20 protein-coding genes are annotated in these 20,858 nt (G+C 44.8%); 13 read left to right on the top strand and 7 right to left on the bottom strand.

The window, feature by feature from the left end; translation table 11 throughout:
* The first annotated feature begins 31 nt into the window (after positions 1-31).
* The 4 genes from F7Y48_RS17740 to F7Y48_RS17725 all read left to right on the top strand — a co-directional run bounded on the left by F7Y48_RS17740 (position 32) and on the right by F7Y48_RS17725 (position 4,622).
* Positions 32-1,138, top strand: coding sequence for a putative 2-aminoethylphosphonate ABC transporter ATP-binding protein (locus tag F7Y48_RS17740; RefSeq protein ID WP_005395343.1), 1,107 nt, complete (start codon positions 32-34; stop codon positions 1,136-1,138).
* 8 nt (positions 1,139-1,146) lie between these two features.
* Positions 1,147-2,871, top strand: coding sequence for a putative 2-aminoethylphosphonate ABC transporter permease subunit (locus tag F7Y48_RS17735; protein WP_258504747.1), 1,725 nt, complete (start codon positions 1,147-1,149; stop codon positions 2,869-2,871).
* Positions 2,872-2,880: 9 nt separating this feature from the next.
* Positions 2,881-3,582, top strand: coding sequence for a phosphonate utilization transcriptional regulator PhnR (gene phnR / locus F7Y48_RS17730; RefSeq protein ID WP_053808131.1), 702 nt, complete (start codon positions 2,881-2,883; stop codon positions 3,580-3,582).
* Positions 3,583-3,713: 131 nt separating this feature from the next.
* The gene (locus F7Y48_RS17725; protein ID WP_316685171.1) at positions 3,714-4,622 is read left to right on the top strand and encodes an EamA family transporter; all 909 of its coding nucleotides are present in this window, start codon (positions 3,714-3,716) and stop codon (positions 4,620-4,622) included.
* A gap of 47 nt (positions 4,623-4,669) precedes the next feature.
* Here F7Y48_RS17725 and F7Y48_RS17720 read toward each other — a convergent pair whose 3' ends face one another.
* Together F7Y48_RS17720 and F7Y48_RS17715 are read right to left on the bottom strand one after the other, a co-directional pair.
* Positions 4,670-5,221, bottom strand: a complete 552-nt coding sequence (locus F7Y48_RS17720; protein WP_047008000.1) for a porin family protein — start codon at positions 5,219-5,221, stop codon at positions 4,670-4,672.
* Between the two features lie 52 nt (positions 5,222-5,273).
* Positions 5,274-6,182, bottom strand: a complete 909-nt coding sequence (locus F7Y48_RS17715) for a VirK/YbjX family protein (RefSeq protein ID WP_256951462.1) — start codon at positions 6,180-6,182, stop codon at positions 5,274-5,276.
* Between the two features lie 423 nt (positions 6,183-6,605).
* Between F7Y48_RS17715 and F7Y48_RS17710 the strand changes: the two genes are divergently transcribed.
* The 6 genes from F7Y48_RS17710 (at position 6,606) to F7Y48_RS17685 (ending at position 13,198) form a co-directional block, all read left to right on the top strand.
* Positions 6,606-6,965: a DUF3316 domain-containing protein gene (locus tag F7Y48_RS17710; RefSeq protein ID WP_005395335.1), complete on the top strand. Its 360-nt coding sequence runs from the start codon at positions 6,606-6,608 to the stop codon at positions 6,963-6,965.
* Positions 6,966-7,181: 216 nt separating this feature from the next.
* Positions 7,182-8,582 (top strand): FAD-dependent oxidoreductase, encoded by a 1,401-nt coding sequence (locus tag F7Y48_RS17705; protein ID WP_316685170.1) that lies wholly within the window; start codon positions 7,182-7,184, stop codon positions 8,580-8,582.
* Positions 8,583-8,695: 113 nt separating this feature from the next.
* Positions 8,696-9,820: a M14-type cytosolic carboxypeptidase gene (locus F7Y48_RS17700; protein ID WP_225460843.1), complete on the top strand. Its 1,125-nt coding sequence runs from the start codon at positions 8,696-8,698 to the stop codon at positions 9,818-9,820.
* Between the two features lie 457 nt (positions 9,821-10,277).
* Positions 10,278-11,258 (top strand): OmpA family protein, encoded by a 981-nt coding sequence (locus F7Y48_RS17695; RefSeq protein WP_005395330.1) that lies wholly within the window; start codon positions 10,278-10,280, stop codon positions 11,256-11,258.
* A 136-nt stretch (positions 11,259-11,394) separates the two neighbouring features.
* The gene (locus F7Y48_RS17690; RefSeq protein WP_005395328.1) at positions 11,395-12,264 is read left to right on the top strand and encodes a LysR substrate-binding domain-containing protein; all 870 of its coding nucleotides are present in this window, start codon (positions 11,395-11,397) and stop codon (positions 12,262-12,264) included.
* 160 nt (positions 12,265-12,424) lie between these two features.
* Positions 12,425-13,198 (top strand): phosphotransferase enzyme family protein, encoded by a 774-nt coding sequence (locus F7Y48_RS17685; RefSeq protein ID WP_253651369.1) that lies wholly within the window; start codon positions 12,425-12,427, stop codon positions 13,196-13,198.
* Here F7Y48_RS17685 and F7Y48_RS17680 read toward each other — a convergent pair.
* Entirely contained in the window at positions 13,195-14,070 is an 876-nt protein-coding gene (locus F7Y48_RS17680; protein ID WP_074189789.1) for a LysR family transcriptional regulator, read from the bottom strand. The genes F7Y48_RS17685 and F7Y48_RS17680 overlap by 4 nt on opposite strands.
* Before the next feature lie 256 nt (positions 14,071-14,326).
* Here F7Y48_RS17680 and F7Y48_RS17675 point away from each other — a divergent pair, with 256 nt between their 5' ends.
* Positions 14,327-14,563 carry a hypothetical protein gene (locus F7Y48_RS17675; RefSeq protein WP_005395322.1) on the top strand — a complete coding sequence of 79 codons (237 nt, stop codon included), beginning with the start codon at positions 14,327-14,329 and terminating at the stop codon, positions 14,561-14,563.
* A 77-nt stretch (positions 14,564-14,640) separates the two neighbouring features.
* Here the strand turns inward: F7Y48_RS17675 and F7Y48_RS17670 are convergent, their stop codons facing one another.
* Positions 14,641-16,137, bottom strand: a complete 1,497-nt coding sequence (locus F7Y48_RS17670; protein ID WP_005395321.1) for a peptide MFS transporter — start codon at positions 16,135-16,137, stop codon at positions 14,641-14,643.
* Positions 16,138-16,470: 333 nt separating this feature from the next.
* A complete protein-coding gene (locus F7Y48_RS17665) occupies positions 16,471-17,841 on the bottom strand; it encodes an L-serine ammonia-lyase (RefSeq protein ID WP_005395319.1) in 1,371 nt (456 codons plus the stop codon).
* Between the two features lie 131 nt (positions 17,842-17,972).
* Here F7Y48_RS17665 and F7Y48_RS17660 point away from each other — a divergent pair, with 131 nt between their 5' ends.
* Positions 17,973-18,815, top strand: coding sequence for a YdcF family protein (locus F7Y48_RS17660; RefSeq protein WP_316685169.1), 843 nt, complete (start codon positions 17,973-17,975; stop codon positions 18,813-18,815).
* On the opposite strand, the gene F7Y48_RS17655 is transcribed toward F7Y48_RS17660, so the two are convergent.
* Both F7Y48_RS17655 and F7Y48_RS17650 read right to left on the bottom strand, forming a co-directional pair.
* Positions 18,805-19,461 carry a hypothetical protein gene (locus tag F7Y48_RS17655; RefSeq protein ID WP_048624711.1) on the bottom strand — a complete coding sequence of 219 codons (657 nt, stop codon included), beginning with the start codon at positions 19,459-19,461 and terminating at the stop codon, positions 18,805-18,807. The genes F7Y48_RS17660 and F7Y48_RS17655 overlap by 11 nt on opposite strands.
* A gap of 249 nt (positions 19,462-19,710) precedes the next feature.
* A complete protein-coding gene (locus F7Y48_RS17650) occupies positions 19,711-19,977 on the bottom strand; it encodes a DUF333 domain-containing protein (protein WP_005395313.1) in 267 nt (88 codons plus the stop codon).
* Positions 19,978-20,255: 278 nt separating this feature from the next.
* On the opposite strand from F7Y48_RS17650, the gene F7Y48_RS17645 reads away from it, so the two are divergent.
* A complete protein-coding gene (locus F7Y48_RS17645) occupies positions 20,256-20,774 on the top strand; it encodes an NUDIX hydrolase (RefSeq protein WP_005395311.1) in 519 nt (172 codons plus the stop codon).
* Positions 20,775-20,858: the final 84 nt, after the last annotated feature.

The raw sequence follows: 20,858 nt of genomic DNA, 5'->3' as shown, positions 1-20,858 counted from the left end.
AAGTTGGTATATACCATTTGGAGCGTGTGTTATGTCAACTAACCAACATTACCTAAATATCGAAAATGTAGTGAAGCAATTCGGACAGTTCACTGCATTAAAGAAAATCTCGCTAGCGATTGAGAAGGGCGAGTTCGTTTGTTTTCTTGGTCCTTCTGGCTGCGGTAAAACCACTCTGCTACGTGCCATTGCAGGTTTAGACTTGCCAACGTCTGGTGCGATTTTTCAAAACGGTCAAGAGACCACATTCTTACCACCAGAGAAGCGTGATTTTGGCATCGTATTCCAATCTTACGCGCTGTTTCCGAACCTAACTGTGCAAGAGAACATTGCGGTGGGTTTGAAGAACCAAGGCATGTCGACCAAAGAAGCGTTAGAGAAGGTGGATTACTGGTTAGAAACCATTGGTCTTCCAACCTCTGGCGAGAAATTCCCTAACCAACTTTCTGGTGGTCAGCAGCAGCGTGTTGCTTTGGCTCGTGCATTGGCGTTGTCACCGGGTCTACTGTTACTTGATGAGCCGCTGTCAGCGCTAGATGCAAAAGTACGTGTTCACTTACGTGATGAGATTTGTAAGCTGCAACGTAAGCTTGGCATCACCACCATCATGGTTACGCACGATCAGGACGAAGCGCTGTCGATGGCGGATCGTATCGTGGTGATGAACCATGGCGTGATTGAGCAAGTTGGCACACCTCAAGAAATCTACCAACAACCAGCAACGCGCTTTGTCGCTGAGTTCGTCGGCAGTATGAACTTTATTGAAACCTCAGTCGCAACGGACTCCCAAGTACGCATTGCCGAAACCTTGATGCCAGCGCCAAGCTTGACCAATCGTAAGATCCAACGTGGTGACCGCTTCGACCTTGCGGTGCGTCCTGAAAGCATCAAGTTCGTTGAAAACTACAACAACTCTTTACCTGTGCGAGTTACGGCAACCGAGTTTCTAGGGGCGTTTTTCCGCATTGATTGCGTATTGCAAAACGACAGCTCAACGAAAACCATCGTCGTGGATGTGCCTGTGGAAACGGTTCAAAAACTCAATATCAAAGCGGGCGATGTACGTTACATCCAGTTTGCTGAAGAAGGGTTGCATGGTTACGCCGTGCCCTCGGTTGATAAAGCGCTAGCGGCGTAGGTGTAAACATGGATGCGAAGACAATGACGATGAATAGCCTGATCACACAAGACAAAGCAAAATCCCTACTCGGACGTGTTAGCCGCGATAACCTAGTGTTGTTCGGCTTGCTCGCTGGCTTGTCGACCATGATGGTGCTGTTCATCTTAATGCCGCTTTGGGCAATGTTGACCAAGAGTGTGCAAAATGCCAATGGCGAATTTGTCGGTCTGGCAAACTTTGCGACGTACTTTTCTTCTTCAAGCTTGTGGGTGTCGGTGGGAAACACCTTCACTTTGGGCGTGATTGTGACCTCGGTAGTGGGTGTGCTTGCGTTTGGCTATGCCTACGCGCTGACTCGTTCATGCATGCCCTTTAAAGGTTTGTTTCAAATCCTAGGTACCGCGCCGATCCTCGCGCCTTCGTTGTTGCCGGCAATCAGTTTGATCTTCCTTTTCGGTAATCAAGGTATTGCCAAAGAGATGTTGTTAGGAAACTCGATTTACGGGGTGATTGGTATTTCGATGGGTTTGATTTTCTGGACTTTCCCTCATGCATTGATGATTTTGACCACTTCGCTGCGTACTTCAGATGCCCGCTTGTATGAAGCAGCCCGCGCACTGAAAACTTCACCAATCAAAACCTTCTTTATGGTGACGTTACCTGCGGCGAAATACGGTTTGATCAGTACGCTTATCGTGGTCTTTACACTGGTTATCACGGACTTTGGTGTGCCGAAAGTGATTGGTGGCAGCTACAACGTTCTGGCGACTGACATCTTCAAACAAGTTGTGGGACAACAAAACTTTGCCATGGGTGCGGTGACCAGCATTATGCTTTTATTCCCTGCGGTAATGGCATTTGGTGCAGACCGCTGGGTACAGAAAAAGCAAAAAAGCTTATTTGACACTCGCTCGGTGCCTTATCAGCCAGAACCTAACAAAGCGCGCGACAGCATTTGTTTGGTTTACTGCAGCATCATTTCTATCGCAGTGCTGGCGGTGCTTGGCATGGCGGTGTATGGCTCATTAGTTACGTTCTGGCCTTGGAACAAAGCGCTGACGCTAAACAATTACAACTTTGCTGAAATGAGCACTTACGGTTGGAGCCCATTCTTCAACTCGCTAACGCTGGCAGGTTGGACGGCAGTTATTGGTACAGCCATCATCTTTGTCGGTGCTTACTGCATTGAGAAAGGGCGTGCGTTCGGTCCAATTCGCCAAGTGATGCAAATGCTCAGCGTGGTGCCAATGGCAGTTCCGGGTATGGTGCTTGGCTTGGGTTACATCTTTTACTTCAACGATGCGAACAATCCTTTGAATGTGCTTTATGGCACCATGGCATTCTTGGTGATTAACACGGTAGTGCATTACTACACCGTGGGTCACATGACCGCCCTGACAGCGCTAAAGCAGTTGCCATCGGAGATTGAAGCCACGGCGGCATCGGTGAAGCTTCCTCAATACAAGTTGTTCTTTAAAGTGACATTACCTGTGTGCTTACCTGCGATTTTGGACATTGCGACTTACTTGTTTGTTAATGCATTGACCACCACTTCTGCGGTAGTATTCCTTTACTCAACCGATACGATTCCGGCTTCGGTCTCGATTCTGAATATGGACGATGCCGGTCAAACTGGCGCTGCTGCGGCAATGGCGGTGATGATCATGATTGCTGCCGCAATTGCGAAGATTGTTCAGATGACTTTGGGTAAATTGTTAGAGAGTCGCACACAAGCTTGGCGCAAAAGATAAGGACACTTCGTGCAATACGTAAAAATTAAAGATTCGATTGTTGAACAGATTGAAGCGGGCATGCTATCGCCGCGTCAAAAACTGCCAGCAGAGCGTAAGTTGGCGGAGTCGTTCGATACTACACGTGTCACTCTGCGTGAAGCTTTATCACTGCTCGAAGCGGAAGGTCGAATCTATCGCGAAGATCGCCGAGGTTGGTTTATCTCACCTGAGCCATTGCGTTACGACCCTACCCAAACGCTAAACTTCCCGAACATGGCGAAAGCGCAAAATCGCGTGCCAAAAACAGAAGTGATAGCCGCAAAAGGCACCTTGGCTAATAAATTGGCCGCTCGTTTGTTGGACCTTCAGCCGTTTTCAGACGTATTTCGTGTCGACCGCGTTCGTTACCTAGAAGAGCGTCCGGTGGTTTATGTTACGAACTACATTCGACCAGACATATTTCCCAACTTATTGTCTTATGATTTATCAAACTCGTTAACCGACATTTATCGTGAACACTACGGTGTGACGTATCAAAAAATTCGTTACCGAATTTCGACTAGTACTTTGTTGGGTGAGGTGGCACAGGCATTGCGCGCGACTTCTGGTACGCCTGCAATGGTGGTTGAACGTATCAACTACAACCAACATGGCGAGTTGATTGACTGTGACATCGAATACTGGCGTCATGATGCCATCAGCATCGAGTCTGTCGCGGAGCTGAATTAATCTCTGTTTGCTGGGCATCTGTCTAGTTGGCGGCGAGCAATTTATATCTCAAATTCAAAGGCTCCATATTGGGGCCTTTGTTGTACCCAAGCACCTTGAGGGTATCTAAATATCATAAACAGGAAAACGGAATGGATCTCTTGGCAATCGCACTCGTTGTATTGTCTGCAGTTATGCATGCTGGCTGGAATATTCTTGGTAAAAGCAATGCTGGTTCAGGGCTCGCGTTTACGATGGTGGCAAGTTTATCTGCATGCCTTCTGCTCACGCCTTATCTTATTTGGTATCTCTTTAACATTGGCTGGACGACGTTGCCCAGCGTGTTTTGGGGAATGCTGTTTATCAGTGGTTTATCTCAAATCGTCTATTTGGTTGGTTTGATCGTGGCCTACAAGCACGCTGATGTGGGAGTTATTTATCCGATTGCGAGAGCACTTCCTGTAATGATGGTGGGCGCACTCACCGTCGCCTTAGGTTATGAGTTGAATGCTCAGCAGTGGTTGGGTTTCCTGCTTATTACTTTAGGTTGTGTCCTAGTTCCAGTGACCAGTTTTCGTCAAATTACTCTTGGGGAGTACCTGAATGTTGGTGTGTTTTGGGCCTTGATTGCGGCGTTTGGCACGACGGGTTACTCCGTTGTGGACAAGCAAGCACTGAATCTGCTAACTCAACAAACATCGACCATTCTTAACGACCACTATAGCGCGATTTTTTATCTAGGCGTGCAGTTTTGGGTTATGGGAGTACCGGTTTTATTGTGGTGTATTGTTTCGGGTAGCCAGCAAGAACTACAAACCGCTTGGATGATTCGCAAAAGTGCGAGCATGGCTGGCATCATGATGGCTTCAACCTACGGCTTGGTGCTGTTTGCGATGACTATGACTGATAACGTCAGCCTTGTTGTGGCTTTGCGACAAATCAGCATTGTATTTGGTTTATTAATGGGCGTTTGGTTGTTGGCTGAAAAATGGTATTTCACGCGAGGCGTCGGGGTGCTGTTGATCCTGAGCGGAATCATTCTGTCATTGAGCCCTGCTTGAGCTATAAGGCACCGATGTCGATTCGGTGCCTTGGCACAGCTAAATTTTTAAAATCGCAATTGTGCACCAAACATCACACCGCCAGAATCAAAATCGCTATTCTTGGCGTAGTTGTACTCTAAGTTCAAACCAAAGTGTTTATAGGCCCAAGCGACACCAGCAGCGGCTTCTCCGCCAAGACTAGACTCGTCATATTCTTTATTCTGACCATTGTTTTTAAGCGTGTAACTTAACGTGTAGTAAGTGATACCGCCTTTCCCGTAAAGCTCAAAGCCAGCTCCCAGAGGGTAACTTGCGTAACCGCTGAGTCGAGGTCCGCCATAACTGACATCGGTGATTTCTGTTAAGGGACTGATAAGTACGGAGCCAATGCCGTTAAATGCGCCCTTATAGCCAGCTTCAATGCCAAAGTTGTGATCGAACATGTAACGGTAATATACATCACCAAGGAACATGTCACCTTCATCATGGCTATTGTTCACATCGTAACTAACATTACCGTAGCCTAAATTTGCTCCAACAACATGTTGGGTTGGTTGTGCATGAGCCGTTAAGGAAAGTGCGGATAGTAAGCATGCAACGGCGTACTTGTAAGACATAAAAACTCCGAATCATAAAATGAAAAAACAAAACGTCATGTGGTGCGTTGGGTTAACGTAGCCTTGTCATGAACTCCGCTTTGGTATTGTCTAACCATTCGTAACGACGTCGATACATCGAACGCTTAGAACGCGACATGCCTTCGATATCACGACGCGGGGCATTCACATCGAGTGAGTAGAAATGACGGTTGTATTCGGTGCCGCCCAACTCTTGCCAGAGTGCATCGTAATCCGTTTTGATTCGTCCTTTACTGTAGCGTCGTGCAGCATAAGTATGGGATTGTGTTTTTACCGCTAGAATCGTATTCACCTCCCAAATTTGCGCGAGTAAAGTGAGCAAACTCACCATCAAGCTTTTTGGTCTTTGCCCGTAAAGTTTACGAGTTAACTTTTTAATTTTCGCGTTGTTCTCTTCACTGCTGCGTGGCCCTTGTAAGCCGCCAATCATAATGCTGCGTCCAGATTCGATGTGACCTAGCGTAAAAGAGAGCGTGTAGAAGTTGCCATCTTCAGCGCTGTGTAGCACTAGGCTCATGTCGCCTTCTTTTTGATAACGTGCTTCGTATACTAATCTCACCGAGTACAGTATTTCGTCAATTTCAAAAGAGGCTAATGTTAGGCCTTTCGAGTCTGTGTAGATTTCTTCGATTGTTTGTTTAGAAAACAGTTCTGAAATCGTTTTGTAGTGATCAACCACCAAGTTGGAGCGATCAAAGGCGGAGTTATTCTTGATGATGTAGGGACGAAACGGTTTTTCTAAAAATCGGTGCGTACGAGCACAAAGCATCTCTAGCAATGACGATTCAATATTATCTGACAGGTGCTTAAACGCTCGTTTGTAGTAAAGTGCGCGCAAGATGAACTTAGCTCTGTAGGTCCAAATTGGCTTATAGACATCAGCATAATCATCTGAGTAAATTGATTTGCTGTGGTAAAAAATGGATTTGTTCGCGGTCATTTTCACTCCAGATTAACGTGTGCTCAACAGCCACAATTAAGAACCGACGGACGAGCAGCGAAAAACCCGAAAAAGGGGAAATACAAAGCACTACTAAAAGGGGAGGTTTTGCTGTGCCCGACGTTTATATAAGGTTTTGAACACTGTTCTTTTGTTGGGATTCTAAGAGAAAATTGACCTTAGGTATTGTATGGGTTGGTAAGGAAATGTCAGTTTGGAAGCCACTTTGAACGTTGTGATTACGAGGTGGAAAAATGCTCGTGTTGGCAGAGTATGATGCCGTGTTGCTAAGTTAAAGTGAAATGAGTTGAACAAGAATTGAACGTTATTTGAAATTATTTTGACGTGTTTCTGGTCTTTATACGTACGTTATAAATATCGAGCCAATTTAGGTCCGATATAAAGGTAAGTAAGGAGAGGTTTATGAAACGCTTAATGACTTTAGCAAGTATGATTGCTCTGACTGCTGCACCTTCTGTTGTTTTTGCTGGTGGCTATCAGTGGACAAACGATACCGAAACGATCCATGGTGATGTTATGGATAGCAAACAAGCGGCTTATGAAATGGGTCGTGACATGATTCAGAACTATCAAAGCAAATCACCAGGTCAGCTTCGTGACGAGTTTACAAGCCTTACAGAGTATGTTGATCGCCAGTCGTTTTCTATCACTGACTCAAAAGTCATGGTGAATGAGTTCTTGCAAAGTGACGGGCAAGTTGTATACCAGCCTATTCTCAATGTTCAATACGAGTACCGCATGCGTGAAACCGGTAAATACTAACCACTAAGACGGTCTCGATTTTCCGATAATTTATATCCTTGCTGTTTGTTTTGGGGAGCGCTGCTCCCCATTTTTGTATTCATTGATAGCGGAAACTTCCACTCTCTCAGCGCAACATTTGCTATCGCTCAGCGTTAGATATTCTTGCTCGTTGATTGTGCTCATCGTTTGTAAAGTGTTTACAGAAACGATGCAACGCACTAACAAGGATATCCGATGACACATAGTTCATACTGGTTCAAACAGGCCATTGAAGCTGAACAGCCAGAAATGCCGCAACCATTACATCAAAATATTGATACCGATGTTGCTATTGTCGGTGGTGGCTACACCGGACTTTGGACAGCGATTATGATTAAGCAGCAATCTCCTGAAAAACAGGTGGTTGTTATCGAAAAGGGGTTGTGTGGCAGTGGGGCATCTGGCGCGAATGGCGGCTGTATGCTGACATGGTCGACAAAGTTTCCGACGTTGAAACGGTTATTCGGTGAAGAACATGCTGTTTGGTTGGTAAAAGAGTCGGAACAAGCGGTGTTGGAGATTGACGACTTTTGTCAGCAATACAATATCGATGCGCAATTATCTTTAAAAGGGGTTTATTACACCGCAACCAATCAGGCTCAGAAAGGTGGAATGCAGCCAGTTGTCGACGAGTTACAACGGCTAGATGTGAACAGTTGGCGTCGTTGCTCGGTGAAGGAACTGCGTGCCAATGCGGGTTCACCTCGCCATATTGAAGGCTATCACTCTCCGGTTGCTGCTAACGTACAACCCGCCTTACTCGCGCGAGGGTTACGCCGTGTTGCTATTGATCTGGGTGTAGAAGTTTATGAGAACACGCCAATGACGCGTCTAGATTATGGAAAACCTGCCACCGTCTGTACACCTAAAGGAAACATTCAAGCACAGCAGGTGGTGCTGGCATTGAACGCATGGATGGTTGAGCAATTTAAGCAGTTCAAAAACAGTATCGTGGTGGTGTCTTCGGATATGGTTATTACCAAACCGCTTGGTGATACTTTGTCTCAATCTGGTTGGCAAGCGGGTTCGAGTGTCTTGGACTCACGCATCTTCGTACATTATTACCGAGATACGCCAGATGGCCGTTTGATGCTAGGTAAAGGCGGTAATCAGTTCTCTTTCAACAACCAAGTTGATGCGATGTTTAACAAGCCGACGCGTTATCAAACGCTACTAAAAAAATCATTCGACAACCTTTTTCCTCGCTTAAAAGGGACTGAATTTGAGTACTCTTGGACTGGCGGTTCGGATCGTTCCGCAACTGGGTTTCCTTTTTTTGGCCAATTGGATGAGCAAAGTAATGTCTTTTACGGGTTTGGTTATTCAGGTAACGGCGTTGCCCAAACTCGAATGGGTGGAAAGATTTTATCGTCGTTGGTGTTAGGGCTAGATAACGAGTGGACGCGAAGTGGTTTAGCGCAAGGACCGCTTGGGTATTTTCCACCTGAACCAATACGTTGGCTGGGAGCAATGATGGTACGAAATGCTGTTCGCCGAAAAGAGGAAGCGGAAGACAATGAGAAACATCCGTTTGTTTGGGATAAATGGCTAGCGAAACTCGCAGGACCAGCAGGCAAAGCGGATAAGCTCGACTAAACTGAAGACTTTAGCCACAAACGAGACAGTTTGCAGTGAAAGTCATTGGGGGGCGATGTAGCCTTGTGTTAGCCTCTGTCTTTCAAGCTCAGATTTAAAAGGTGAGTAATATAATGAAAGTATTCAGCAACTTCGATAGCGGCAGCATTCACGTAGTGAAAGCGGACGACAAAAATGACATCCAACTTAAAATCCCTAATGACAATATGTCGGAATTCTACCAGTGGTTCCATTTCCGTCTAGAAACCGAAGCCGAGCAGTCGCACACGATCAAACTGCTTGATTTGGCTAAGTCGGCTTATCCAGAAGGGTGGCAAGGTTATGATGTCGTAGCGTCTTACGACCGTGAAGAATGGTTCCGTATACCAGCAGAGTTCGATGGCGACACGCTGACTTTCACTGTTATCCCTGAGCGTAGCTCAATTTACTTCGCGTACTTTGCGCCTTACACATACGATCGTCATTTAGACTTGTTACACATGGCACAAAGCGCGCACCACTGCCAACTAGAAACATTAGGCCACACATTAGACGGCAATGACATGAGCTTGCTAGCGTTTGGTGAGCCGGAAGAAGGCAAAAAGAAAATCTGGATGATTGCACGCCAACATCCGGGTGAAACCATGGCTGAATGGTTCATGGAAGGCATGATCCAACGTCTACTGGACGAAAATGACACGGTTGCGCGTGCATTACTGGAAAAAGCAGTGCTTTACGTGGTACCAAACATGAACCCAGACGGTGGTATTCGCGGCCACTTGCGTACGAACGCGGTAGGCGTGAACTTGAATCGTGAATGGCAAACGCCATCAATGGAAAAGAGCCCAGAAGTCTACCTTGTGCGTCAGCGCATGCTGGAAACGGGTGTTGACATGTTTTTAGATATCCATGGTGATGAAGCGATACCGTATAACTTCGTCGCTGGCTCAGAAGGTATTCCTTCTTACGATGAAAATCTTGCCGCTTTAGAGGCATCATTTAAGCAAGCGTTACTGACTATTACACCTGAGTTCCAAGATGAGATTGGTTATGATAAAGATGAGCCGGGTAAAGCGAATTTGACGGTAGGCTCAAACTGGGTCGCGGAGCAGTTCAAATGCCTGTCGTACACGATCGAGATGCCATTTAAAGACAACAACAATCACCCAGATCCGCTTTATGGTTGGTCACCAGAACGCAGTGTATTATTTGGGCAAGATGTCTTAGCTGCAACGCTTACCGTGGCGGATAAAATCTAGTTCGATAACTTAACGTCTGTTAATTATTTCGAAAACAGCTCATTTTAAATGAGCTGTTTTTTTATGCCTTCGATATCCATTCTCTCCTGTAAAAATTTGTTGCCATTCACAGGCTTAAATGTCGATTCTTAAATTTGAGAATATGGGTTTTTATGGTGATTTGCGTCACAGAAAACTGGCTATTTTGTGATATTCTCCGCAACGAATTGACTATGGCTAAACCAACGCAACGAGACTTTATTTCTCGGTTGGGTATGCGGATGAAGCTCATGAATAGATGGTCTTGAGGTTATCTTTCTCCGTTTTACGTCATTGGCGTTTGAATATCATTTTTTGATTCTTTCCTACGCTATTTAGCTATTTCTGTTCGAAGAAAAGAGAAAGTTACGGCTTCATATTTTACGGCAGTATGCTGTCTCGATGTGTTGCTTTGTGTACAAGAAAAAGGAAAAGAATAATGAAAAAAATCGCTATAGCAGTGGCTACTGTACTTGCTGGTGGTGTGATCTCAAACGTTGCACTTGCTGACACTTACATGGGCGGTAAAGTAGGTTACAACTCTCTAAATGATGCGTGTTACCTAAACGAACCTTGTGACGACGACAGTTTTGCAGCATCTATGCACCTGGGCTACAGCTTCAACGAGTACGTTGCAGCAGAGTACGGTGTTGATTACCTTGGTGACTTCACTGCAAACTTCAAAAAGCCGGGCCTAAACACCGTTGACGGTGATCTTTGGGCGTTGACTCTTGCTCCTAAATTCAACCTACCGCTAACGGATTCTTGGAATCTATTCGCGAAAGTTGGTGCTGCATACATGATGGCAGGTGATGAAAAAGATTTCGTACCAACAGGCTCTCTAGGTGCTGAGTACAAAATCAACTACAACTGGAGCCTACGTGCTGAATACCAACGTTACCAAGATATGTCTGATGACGTGATTGAAGATATGGATTCAGATTTCTTCGGTATTGGTTTTAACTACAAGTTCGGCTCTGAGCCAGTAGTTCAAGAAGAAGTGGTTGAGGAAGTAGTAGAAACACGCCCTGCAACACGTATTGTTGAGCATGTTTACCCTGCTCAAACAACAGCGACAGTACAATTCGACCTAGAAAGTGCAGAAGTGAAAGATGCATCGACCCTTTCTGGTACCGTTGATCTGATGAACACTTACCCACAAGCTCAAGTTGAGATCACGGGTTACAGTGATACGACGGGTTCTGCTGCGTACAACCAGCAACTTACAGAAAAACGCGCAAAAGCCGTTGCTGACGAGTTCCAAGCAAAAGGTATTGCGGCTGAGCGTATGACAGTGAAAGGCATGGGTGAAGCTAACCCAGTAGCAAGCAACGAAACACGTCAAGGTCGTCAAATGAACCGTCGTGTTGAAGTAGTTGTCCCTGCGTTTGAATACCAAACCACTGAGAAAGCAGAATAATTCCTGCTTAAGAGACAGTTCCAAAAGCCAGCGTGTATCACGCTGGCTTTTTTGATCCCACTTAACAAACTCAGCACTTTCATCAATTTGTCATCACCAGTTCATACCATGGCTGCCAAGTATTTGGGAGAGTGTTATGCAAAGTTTACCGCCGCTTAATTTGCTCCGAGCGTTTGAAGCCACGGCGCGATTACAGAGCTTCACTAAAGCCGCAGAGGAGCTAAATGTGACCCGTGCGGCCGTCAGTCAGCAGGTGAAATCGCTAGAACTGCAGTTAAATGCAACATTATTCGAGCGCAAGGGTACGCACCTTACGCTAACCAGCTCAGCAAAAGAATATTGGCCTGTGGTTAACCATGTGCTTCAAACCTTATCAACCTCGACCCATCATTTATTTACTCGCCCACAGAACAAGCAAATTACCTTACATGTCGCCCACAGTTTTTGCTCGCAATGGCTAATGCCAAGGCTGGCCGATTTTCAGCGTCAATTTCCAGATGTTTCCTTTAAGATCTCGACAACCGCGAATACGGTTCCAAACGCCAGTGCGATTGCAGATATAGAAATTATTAACGGAGATGGCGATTGGCAAGAACAACAAGCTATTCAGCTTACCCAAGAAAACTGGATCGTTGTAGCAAGCCCCGGCTTTATTCAGTTAAATCCGATTGATGACCTCACGAAGTTGTCTCAAACACCTAAAATCTGCACCGGCGGTTATCATGAATCTTGGCCGGTGTGGTTTGCGTACCAAGGTTATCAAGGCAAGGTGAGCAAAGTGATAGCCGAATTTGAACATTCACTGCTTGCTATTCAAGCTGCAACCAATCAACTTGGTGTCTTGCTGGTGAGAGACTTTCTTGTTGAGGATGAGTTGCAACAAGGGATATTAGTACAAATCGGAGATTGGCGTATGCCCAGCTCCGGCGCACACTATATGATGGTTAGAGCATCAGAAAAGTCACACGTAAACACCTTTGCCCAATGGTTAATACAAAGCCTTTGATGTTTACGGTCTATTTTTACAGCGGTACTTATTCTTGCGATTTACCTAACAAAATGCGCGGTTTCTTATAGGGTCAGTCAACCTTCTCTAAAAGCTTTGAGTGTATGATGATCTAGCTTTACGTTATCTGATGCGCACTTAATCCACACAGGATACTGTTATGGAAACAATGCAAGGCGGTAGAGAAAATGCCATCTATCGAAAAGGGAATTTGATATCTCGTCCTGCCAGTTATTGGACGATGACTATCCATCAGCTACTTACCTATCTTCATTCACGAGGCTTTACGGCATGCCCTAAAGCGGTTGGTATTGAGAAAGGAAAAGAGTGGGTTAGCTATGTCGAAGGAGAGACTTACAACTATCCATTGATTGGCAACATTGCTTCTGTTTCCGCGCTCCAATCTGCGGCAAAAATGTTACGCGATATGCACGATGCATCTGAGGGTTTCCTTAAGCAATATCAAAATGAAACGCTGCACTGGATGCTGCCACCACGAACACCACAAGAGGTGATTTGTCATGGTGATTTCATGCCATATAACGTGGCACTCCATGGAGAGTTTGTCGTTGGTGTGTTTGATTTTGATACGGCGCATCCGGCGCCAAGAGTTTGGGATGTCGCTTTTTCGGTCTATGGTTGGGCACCATTTAAAACCGATGAGCACGATAAAATGGGCTGTTTGGAGCAACAAATTCAGCGTGCAAAACTTTTCTGTGACGCTTATGGCTGTTCGAGATTGGAACGGGAAGAGCTGGTGGAGGTGATGACACATCGACTCTCCGCATTAGTTGATTATATGAGAGGGGTCGCAGCTCAAGGTGATGATAGGTTTCAAGCGAACCTAGAAGATTGCCATCATACCGCTTACCTCAACGATATCGAGTACCTAAGAAAACATAGACAAGTCATCACCCTAGGACTTTTAGGTTAGGGCTGGGCGATATCTTTAATGACATTGAATAACCACTGGTTTATCGGGGCTTGCTGTTGTGATCGACGACAGCTCATCACGTAGCGAACATCAAGCTCTAACCCGCCAGGAAGCGCGATACTTCGGCAGCCCTTAGGCACATGTCCACTCATGGTTATACCAAAATGATCCGTTTGTAGGAGCACTTTTTGAATCATCGCAGGGTGTTCAATTTCTACCTTAGGTGTGGTTCGGAACCCCATATGGTTGAGCCTTTCCAACAACGGGTATCGGTAGTCGTTCCATCCCGGCGTTTTGAAAAGTAAAAAGGGATAGTTTTCTAGCTCTTGGAAATGTTGAGCGGGATGCTCATCTCGAACAAAAAATACGGCTTTTCCTCGACCTAGTTCGTTTTGAATAATTGACTGCGGAAGATCCTCATCAAAATAATGAATCGCAATAGCGTTTTCACCCTCAGTTAATCGCTTTTTCGCGTCGCTCCCCCAACGTAAACAAGAGAACTTTGCTTTTGGGGCGTGTTTTAGTAATTCTAAGTAAAACTTGTCACCAAAGTAATCCCAAAACAATGTGTTCGCATAAATAGTGATCGAGCCGTCAAAATGAGCGGGTGAAAAACTCTGTGGTTTGATGGAATCAATACTGGTGAGTATTTGTTCAAAATGTGGCATGTTCGCTTCGACAAAAGCGGTCGGTTCAAAGCCATTTTTAGTCTGAATGAACAAAGGATCATCGAGCTGCGCTTTCATTTTTGTCAGGTTTTTGCTGATTGAACCTGAGGTCTTTCCGAGTGAATCTGCCACCAATCGGACGCTACGTAACTCATACATCCGTTTTAGTACCAATACGTTTTGAATGTCCAGATTAATGCTCATACATCGTCTCATTTATCTTCTGCCGAGAAATCATATCTCTGAATTTCTGAATAAAAGACAACGTTCGGTCAATTTAAGCATGCTGTCGTATCTTATGGTTTATTGAAGGCGACGGTGGACAGCAAATAGGCTTGGTCATATCAATTTAGTGGTTTGGATTTCCATTTGGTAAATGATGACTTTCCTCGTATGAACATGTTTCTGTTGTTACAGTTTTTTCATCGAAAGAAAGTAAGAACAAAAACAGAGGTGACGTATGAAAAAATTAATCGCACTTGGTTTGATGGTTTGCTCAACAAACATAGCATTAGCTGGCGATGGGTCATACACGGGCACGATTGATATGACGATGGCTACGAAAAATCAGGTCGACGTCGAGCGCGCAGATTCTCAACTGACGCTGAAAGGTCGGAATGAAACGGCCTATGGCGGGGTAATCATCCAAACGGATGCTGCTACACAAAAAATTGAACTTCGTGGTCGACGTGATTAATCGAACATGTTGTTGTTAAGAAAATGCCGCGAATATCGCGGCATTTTTTATATTTTGAGATAGGTAAATCATCAAACTCAGCTTTGAACTTCAACCCCAGCTTCGATCTCGACTGGTTGCGCTTGAGTATCGCTTTCTTTCGCCGCATCAAGCATCTTGCGAATAATGAGTGACGCTGCCATTGCGATAGCGACCATCACGACAGCAAGGACAGTGAGTAATTGGAAATAATCACCATATACGTTTTGTACAATGTCTTGTGTGATGGTCTGTCCTTTCTCTAACGCGATAGAGGTTGAGAATGCAGCACCAATAATACCGCTTAATGCGATTGCCACAGAAAATAGGCTAACAGAGAAGTTTTCGATGTGCTTCGGCGCGACGGAAAGAATAAACGCTACGACCATCGAACCCACGATGACTTCTGCAATCGCCTGGAAGAAGTGAATAGCGAGAAAGATTTCTGGCATGATCACGACATCTTCACCCACGGTAGTCACGGCAAACGTCAATATACCAAACGCTATCGCGGTCAGTACAAATGCCAAGGCGATTTTTGTCGCGGTAGAGAGGTAGATATCGCGCTTTTCCAGCAACCCAAAAAAGCCAGCTACGATAGGACCACCAACCATACACCAAAGCGGGTTCATTGCCATTGCTGCTTCTGGTTCGAGCGGAATAAAACCAAATAGAGAGCCTTTTAATGTGTTGATAGCAACCATGTTCATCGAGGTCATCATTTGTCCGTAGTAAACAAAGAAACAGGTTGTCAGCAAGGTCACAATTAAGATGGTCCCCATCTTCAAAGACTCAGCTTTGCTTGCTTTAAGCATCAGAGATATGAAGTATGCGATCGCCGCCCCTCCGATGGCGTATACGATATTTTGGCCAATATCCATGTTTGAAAACATGAAAAATACCAACGCGATCATTGCCAATGAAATCAATGCAAAAAGTACCCAGTTTTTTAAACTTACGGTTTTTTGATCAAGCTCAGAGGCTACGCCAACAAGATCTTTGCGGAATACCAATAGCATGATCAATGCCGCTGCTGCCATAACAGCAGAGATGGTAAAACCGCCATTAAAGCCGATCACAAGGACAATCATTGGGAACAAATATTGACCTAAAAAGGCGCCAACATTATTCACTGAATAATTGATTGGGTATCCTTTTTCAAAATCTTCTTGTGATTTGAACGTTCGTTTATAGAGGCTAGGGTAAGAGGGTGACATCAGGCCGCGGCCATAACTGGCGAGCGCAATACCACACATTGAAAGTGGAACGTTAGAAGCAGAAGCCCCCAACACGAGTAATACGTAACCGGATGCAAAAGCGAAATATGCGATAGAAAGTGAGCGATAAGCGCCTAAAAACTTATCTGCAATAAAGCCGCCCGCGATCGCGAAAAGTGGCCCGATCGCCGAAAAAGCACCAACGATCATCATCGTATCGGCTTCGTTGTAATTTAGATCCTCTAGAAAAAATCGAGTTAGACTTACTAATACACCGTAAAATGATAAGCCAAACATCATTTGGCAGAACATCATGGATTTATTGAGTTTATTCCACATAATTTTGTACTCACATTAGCGGAGAAAGGTAGGTATTGTTATTTCTATTAAATAGTAATGAAACGAAAGATTGAGTATTGAAATAATTGTCGCATAACGTGGAAATGCTGCACTATATTTTCTAATGCTTATATGGCTAAATGCTAATGTGTTGTTCTAGATCAATTTGAATAAAGCAGTGCTTAATTCTATTTTTGTTTAATTTTGTTGTATTTGTTACTGATTGGGGCTGGTGGGGTTTTATAGGATTACTGGCAAATAAAAAGAGGTCTTGCGAGAAAGGAAATTGCTGACGAAGTGCATCGCCAGCAATGATATAGCGGGCTTATTTGACTATTCGCATGGCGGTGCCATATGAATGACGGCCAAGCCACCTAAGGAAGTTTCACGGTATTTTTTGTTCATATCTTTACCAGTTTGATACATGGTTTCGATAACTTTATCTAATGAAATAAGGCATTTGCTCGTGCGCTTTAATGCCATACGTGAGGCATTAATGGCTTTCATTGCGCCCATGGCATTTCTTTCAATGCAAGGCACTTGAACCAAGCCGCCGATCGGGTCACAAGTCATTCCTAATGAATGCTCCATCGCAATTTCCGCAGCAATACAAATCTGCTCGTTACTGCCGCCTCTGAGCGCCGTTAAACCAGCGGCTGCCATGGATGAAGAAACCCCGACCTCTCCCTGACAACCCACTTCGGCGCCGGAAATTGACGCGTTAGTTTTGTATAAGATGCCGATAGCGCCAGCGACTGCGAGAAAGTCTTTCAGCTGTTTAATATCAAGCTCTTTGATGAAGCGATGGTAGTACATCAATACCGCCGGAATAACCCCTGCAGCGCCATTGGTTGGAGAAGTAACGACTTGTCCTCCAGCTGCATTTTCTTCGCTAACCGCAAAGGCAAAGAGGTTAATCCAATCCATGATCTCCATTGGATCATTCTCAACTGCAGCGTTGGCTTCGAGCTTTTTCAAAAGGTTTGGTGCACGACGAGTGACATTGAGACCACCTTCTAAAATCCCTTCCGTATCGAAACCACGTTGCATGCAGAGCGACATCACTTTCCAAATTTGTTCTGCTCTTTGGCTAATTTCTTCATCTGAGCGGAATGCCAGTTCGTTTTGTAGAATCATACCTCCCAAACTAAAACCGTTAGTCTCGGCTTTTTCCAGCATCTCATCCGCTGATGTGAAGGGAAATGGTACCGCGACTTCATCTTGTTGCGTGCCGTTTTCTAGTTCGTCAGCGGTGGCGATGAATCCGCCTCCGATGGAATAATAAATTTCAAACGCCACTTGGTCTCCCGCAGCGTCTAGTGCGGTAATCGTCATTCCGTTTTCATGCAGGGGAAGGTTGTCACTATGAAAGACGATGTCATGGTCGTAGCTAAACTCAATCTGGTGCGTACCAGCGAGCAGCAGCGTGTTGTTGTCTATAGTATTTTGTAGCGCACTTTTAGCGCTACTCATTTTGATGGTATCGGGTTTATTTCCCATCAAACCAAGGACAGTGGCTCGGTCTGTGTGGTGCCCTCTACCAGTAAGTGATAATGAGCCATAAAGGTCCACTTGCACCCGATGCACTTTCGCCATAGAGTCGCTAACTAGTTGAGTGAAATGGAATCCGGCAAGCATAGGACCATTAGTGTGGGAGCTAGAAGGCCCGACACCAATCTTAAATATATCGAAAATCGACAGCATAATTGACTTCCTTTAGCAGTGAACCTTTATAAAGGTCTCTAGAACAGTGTTGTTAACTAGATGTTAAGGCCTGTGGGCCGGGAGTGAAAGAAGATTTTTGTAACACTGCCAACTAAGCGCGAGATTTTGAAATGAAGTTAGACAATGTGGTCATCGTTTTAGGTAAACGCCTCGTCAATAGCAGATTGACCGTTGAGGGGGTAACAAGAGTCGAAGCGTTATCTAATGTGATTGCGTCATTGCCGACAGAGCGAACGGCGATTATTTTTTGTGGTGGATTAACGCAAGGTCAACGCATTTCTGAAGCAGATGCAATGTACAGTTATTTTAAATCTCTAAATGCGGCCGCTGTGCATCCGTTCCCTGAACATCAAGTACTTTTAGAAAATCGATCTTTGAATACGTTTCAGAACATGCGTTACGCTTCTCGCGTTTTGTGTGATAGTGGTTTGTTCCAGTTATGGTCAGCGCGTTCGGTTGAGATCACCTTGTTGTCGAATGACTACCACCTTGAGCGAATCATAGAAATCCAAACCTTGATGGATGAGCAGGGATTATTACGAGTACTAAAATCTGAGTGCGCCTCCATGGGCGTTACTCTCAACTTACCATTAGATATCAACAAACATATCAGCGTACCATACCCACATAAAGGGCCTGTGGCGGCGGCATTTTTATTACTGGATGAACTCACGACTTACCGAGTTTATTTAGAAGGAGTCAAGCAGGGAGCATTTTTACGAGACTTATCGGTTGTCCGAAAGAAGCCGCTTATGATCGCGAGACATGCCATTCAGCAATTGCTCGCTTTACCACTCGATAAAGATAGTTTGCAACAGATTGAAGACATGAAAAAGGCCGTCGAAATGACGGCCTTGGATGAATCTGTAGGAGCTGCGGAACAAGCGTTAAGGATCGTTCATCCGATATTAACTGCATTGAACCGCCGCTTGGATCCTGAGTCTATTCATTAAGTTCGCGTTTTGTACGGACTGCGCTCAATGCGATCAAACAGTAGCAAAGGAGTTCCATGCCTTCTTCCGAAATATTTTTAACATCACGGATGTAGTTCTCGTCCATCACTTGTTGCCAAAAACTGCCCATGCCATACAAGCGAGAGAAGACCAACAATAGCATCACGGCACCAATTAACAGTTTCATGTGGGGCACCGTTAAGATGGTCGCCATTTCGTTCATGGTACCTTTACCACCTTGGTAAGCTTTGGCGCAAGCCAGTGCGGTGACAGCGAGCGCAGGGAAAACCCAAGAACCATGACGAATCATGTCTGTCCAATAGTCTGTTTCACGAATAATGAGCACCGCGAAAAAGCCGGCAATCAAAATGGCCGCATGCTTTAGCTGAGGCTGTTGTTTAGATAGGCTAAAAAATGACCATGATGCAATCGCGAGCATCACAAGCTGGAGTGTTTCTGTTATGGAAAGCTCACCAAGGCTTGAACCCAACACGACATAATCAAGGCGAAGACTGAGGTTAACGAGAATACTGATAGCGACAATCATCAATGCACTTAAACTCGATTTATAAATGATGCGCTTTGACTCTTCAGTAACAACGTTGCTTGGGGCTGACTCGGCTTCTTTTACTATTTGTGTTTTCATCTTGCTCACCTGTTCCAGAAAATGTGGAAGAAATGTGAATTAGTGTGATCTGTGCTTGGGATTTTATTGTCCAAGTGGAAAGTTATGTCAGAGGAATGTCAAGAATAGAACACTGTTCGATATAGTATCGATGTGCGGTAAAGTCAGAGGTATGTAAAAATGAAGTGAGAAAGTTTTGATAAATCAAATAAAAAAGGAGCCTAAAGGCTCCTAAGTGATAGAGGGAATCTGACGTGTCGACAAAAAAATTTAGTAGTCGCCACTCTCACTTTCTTTATGATTGTCGCGATAGTATTCCCATTGCTCGACACGATTATCGTCAGACAGCACGCAGTAAGTCACACGTTCGCCATTTTCCGAAACGGTATCCAACTCACCACCTTGCTGAACACAGTAAACGGCTGCAGGATTTGCGACGGAGGTATACTCAGTCGAGCGAGTGGCACCTTCGTAAGTTGAACAACCAGCCAGTACCAACGTTGCAGCCATAGCCATCATTAAATTTGTCTTTTTCATTCTTTATCTCCGCATGGGGTGGGCGAGTATTGTATTGATTATAGGCAACTTTCAGAGATTATTGTCTTATCGATGTTAAAAGTAAGAGGGACGTATAAGAATTTAGATATTCTCATCTTTTACTGGTTATCATGTCACACTTCTATTTGTTGCGGATTGTTACGAAGGTTAGAACCGTTGCGTTCAAACCAATGTCTTGAACGCATTTGGACCGACAACGATGATTTAAAGCGTGAAGTTCGGTAATATGCGCGCAAAACATGACAGTGGTATTTTCGATGAGACACTTAAAATCGACCGTTCATCCGGACATTGAGCACTTGGACGACAAAATTATTTTCCAGCGCAATGCGGCACGCGCCATCGTACTAGATGGTGAAGATGTGTTGTTGCTCTATACAGAGCGTTACCATGACTACACTTTGCCTGGTGGTGGTATTGATGATGGTGAAGATGTGATTGCTGGACTAGTTCGTGAACTAGAAGAAGAAACCGGCGCGCAGAATATCCATGGTATTAAGCCTTTCGGGATCTTTGAGGAATTTCGTCCTTGGTACAAAGACGACGCTGACGTAATGCACATGGTGTCGTATTGCTATACATGTAAAATCGATCGTGAGTTAGGCGAAACGGCTTATGAAGACTATGAAGTTAAAAATGGAATGCGTCCAGTATGGATGAACATTCACGAAGCGATAGCGCACAATGAAAAGACCATGGCAGAAAGCCCGAAAAAAGGCATGAGCATCGAGCGCGAAACGTTTTTGCTTCAGTTGATTTCTAAAGAATTACTATAAATAACTTAGCTTGCCTCATAGTGACTTACCTACTCGTTGTTCTGTTAATAGGTCAGCTTTTAAATCGATAAAAAAAGTCCGGAC

The organism is Vibrio sp. 2-1-2a, from assembly GCF_032648565.1.
Taxonomy (GTDB): Bacteria; Pseudomonadota; Gammaproteobacteria; order Enterobacterales; family Vibrionaceae; genus Vibrio; species Vibrio diabolicus.
This window is presented reverse-complemented; position numbering and strand designations above follow the sequence as displayed.